Genomic DNA, 2500 nt, shown 5'->3' with positions numbered 1-2500 from the left:
GGATACTGCTCCATTACGAGCAGTGGGTTTCCCCATTCGGAAATCTCCGGATCAAAGCTTGCTTACAGCTCCCCGAAGCATATCGGTGTTCGTCCCGTCCTTCATCGGCTCCTAGTGCCAAGGCATCCACCGTGCGCCCTTTCTAACTTAACCGTTAAAAAGAATCACTACAGAAAATTCATGTGAATGTCTTACAATCGTTATCTAGTTTTCAAAGAACACGTTTCGAAGAATCAAATGATCCTTCAAAACTAAACAAGAACTAAACGCACCTGTCTGCAAGACCGCAAGGTCTTACATTCCGTATAATATCCTTAGAAAGGAGGTGATCCAGCCGCACCTTCCGATACGGCTACCTTGTTACGACTTCACCCCAATCATCTGTCCCACCTTCGGCGGCTGGCTCCAAAAGGTTACCTCACCGACTTCGGGTGTTACAAACTCTCGTGGTGTGACGGGCGGTGTGTACAAGGCCCGGGAACGTATTCACCGCGGCATGCTGATCCGCGATTACTAGCGATTCCAGCTTCACGCAGTCGAGTTGCAGACTGCGATCCGAACTGAGAACAGATTTGTGGGATTGGCTTAGCCTCGCGGCTTCGCTGCCCTTTGTTCTGCCCATTGTAGCACGTGTGTAGCCCAGGTCATAAGGGGCATGATGATTTGACGTCATCCCCACCTTCCTCCGGTTTGTCACCGGCAGTCACCTTAGAGTGCCCAACTGAATGCTGGCAACTAAGATCAAGGGTTGCGCTCGTTGCGGGACTTAACCCAACATCTCACGACACGAGCTGACGACAACCATGCACCACCTGTCACTCTGCCCCCGAAGGGGAAGCCCTATCTCTAGGGTTGTCAGAGGATGTCAAGACCTGGTAAGGTTCTTCGCGTTGCTTCGAATTAAACCACATGCTCCACCGCTTGTGCGGGCCCCCGTCAATTCCTTTGAGTTTCAGTCTTGCGACCGTACTCCCCAGGCGGAGTGCTTAATGCGTTTGCTGCAGCACTAAAGGGCGGAAACCCTCTAACACTTAGCACTCATCGTTTACGGCGTGGACTACCAGGGTATCTAATCCTGTTCGCTCCCCACGCTTTCGCGCCTCAGCGTCAGTTACAGACCAGAGAGTCGCCTTCGCCACTGGTGTTCCTCCACATCTCTACGCATTTCACCGCTACACGTGGAATTCCACTCTCCTCTTCTGCACTCAAGTTCCCCAGTTTCCAATGACCCTCCCCGGTTGAGCCGGGGGCTTTCACATCAGACTTAAAGAACCGCCTGCGCGCGCTTTACGCCCAATAATTCCGGACAACGCTTGCCACCTACGTATTACCGCGGCTGCTGGCACGTAGTTAGCCGTGGCTTTCTGGTTAGGTACCGTCAAGGTACCGCCCTGTTCGAACGGTACTTGTTCTTCCCTAACAACAGAGTTTTACGATCCGAAAACCTTCATCACTCACGCGGCGTTGCTCCGTCAGACTTTCGTCCATTGCGGAAGATTCCCTACTGCTGCCTCCCGTAGGAGTCTGGGCCGTGTCTCAGTCCCAGTGTGGCCGATCACCCTCTCAGGTCGGCTACGCATCGTCGCCTTGGTGAGCCGTTACCCCACCAACTAGCTAATGCGCCGCGGGTCCATCTGTAAGTGGTAGCGAAAAGCCACCTTTTATGTTTGAACCATGCGGTTCAAACAAGCATCCGGTATTAGCCCCGGTTTCCCGGAGTTATCCCAGTCTTACAGGCAGGTTACCCACGTGTTACTCACCCGTCCGCCGCTGACCTAAGGGAGCAAGCTCCCGTCGGTCCGCTCGACTTGCATGTATTAGGCACGCCGCCAGCGTTCGTCCTGAGCCAGGATCAAACTCTCCATAAAAAAGTTTGAAAATGACTACGCACGTTTATGTGCGATTTATTTGAATTAACAGGTACGTTTTGTCTTGTTTAGTTTTCAAAGATCATTCGTTGATTAAAGCAACTCTATTATTATATCAGTTATATAATAAACAGTCAAGTGCTTTTTAAAATAAATGGTGGAGCCTAGCGGGATCGAACCGCTGACCTCCTGCGTGCAAAGCAGGCGCTCTCCCAGCTGAGCTAAGGCCCCTTAAGAATCGGGAAGACAGGATTCGAACCTGCGACCCCATGGTCCCAAACCATGTGCTCTACCAAGCTGAGCTACTTCCCGTTATTATAATGGCGCGCCCGAGAGGAGTCGAACCCCTAACCTTTTGATCCGTAGTCAAACGCTCTATCCAATTGAGCTACGGGCGCAATCTTTATAATGCCGAGGGCCGGACTTGAACCGGCACGGTAGTCACCTACCGCAGGATTTTAAGTCCTGTGTGTCTGCCAATTCCACCACCCCGGCGTGGATGGTTGGAGCGGAAGACGGGATTCGAACCCGCGACCCCCACCTTGGCAAGGTGGTGTTCTACCACTGAACTACTTCCGCGAATAATCATTTTATATAATGCGGGTGAAGGGACTCGAACCCCCACGCCGTAA

Annotated in this window: 6 tRNA genes and 2 rRNA genes (2 of these 8 cut by a window edge); all 8 read right to left on the bottom strand. The window is 52.2% G+C overall.

Going from position 1 to position 2500, the window contains the following annotated elements:
* A 23S ribosomal RNA gene (locus NSQ39_RS00575) occupies positions 1-153 on the bottom strand (it extends 2779 nt beyond the left edge of the window).
* 165 nt (positions 154-318) lie between these two features.
* Positions 319-1868: ribosomal RNA gene (locus tag NSQ39_RS00570) — 16S ribosomal RNA — on the bottom strand.
* The 16S and 23S rRNA genes sit together here with 6 tRNA genes alongside, the layout of an rRNA operon.
* Before the next feature lie 155 nt (positions 1869-2023).
* Positions 2024-2099: transfer RNA gene (locus NSQ39_RS00565), tRNA-Ala, on the bottom strand.
* Between the two features lie 7 nt (positions 2100-2106).
* Positions 2107-2180, bottom strand: a tRNA-Pro gene (locus NSQ39_RS00560).
* Between the two features lie 9 nt (positions 2181-2189).
* A tRNA-Arg gene (locus tag NSQ39_RS00555) sits at positions 2190-2266 on the bottom strand.
* 11 nt (positions 2267-2277) lie between these two features.
* A tRNA-Leu gene (locus NSQ39_RS00550) sits at positions 2278-2363 on the bottom strand.
* 9 nt (positions 2364-2372) lie between these two features.
* A tRNA-Gly gene (locus NSQ39_RS00545) sits at positions 2373-2447 on the bottom strand.
* 19 nt (positions 2448-2466) lie between these two features.
* A tRNA-Leu gene (locus NSQ39_RS00540) sits at positions 2467-2500 on the bottom strand; it runs 49 nt beyond the window's last position.

The sequence above is a fragment of the Bacillus sp. FSL W8-0848 genome (assembly GCF_038007805.1).
GTDB classification, from domain to species: Bacteria; Bacillota; Bacilli; order Bacillales; family Bacillaceae; genus Bacillus; species Bacillus glycinifermentans.
Note: the sequence above shows the minus strand (reverse complement) of the source record. Positions and strands in the feature narration are given on the sequence as shown.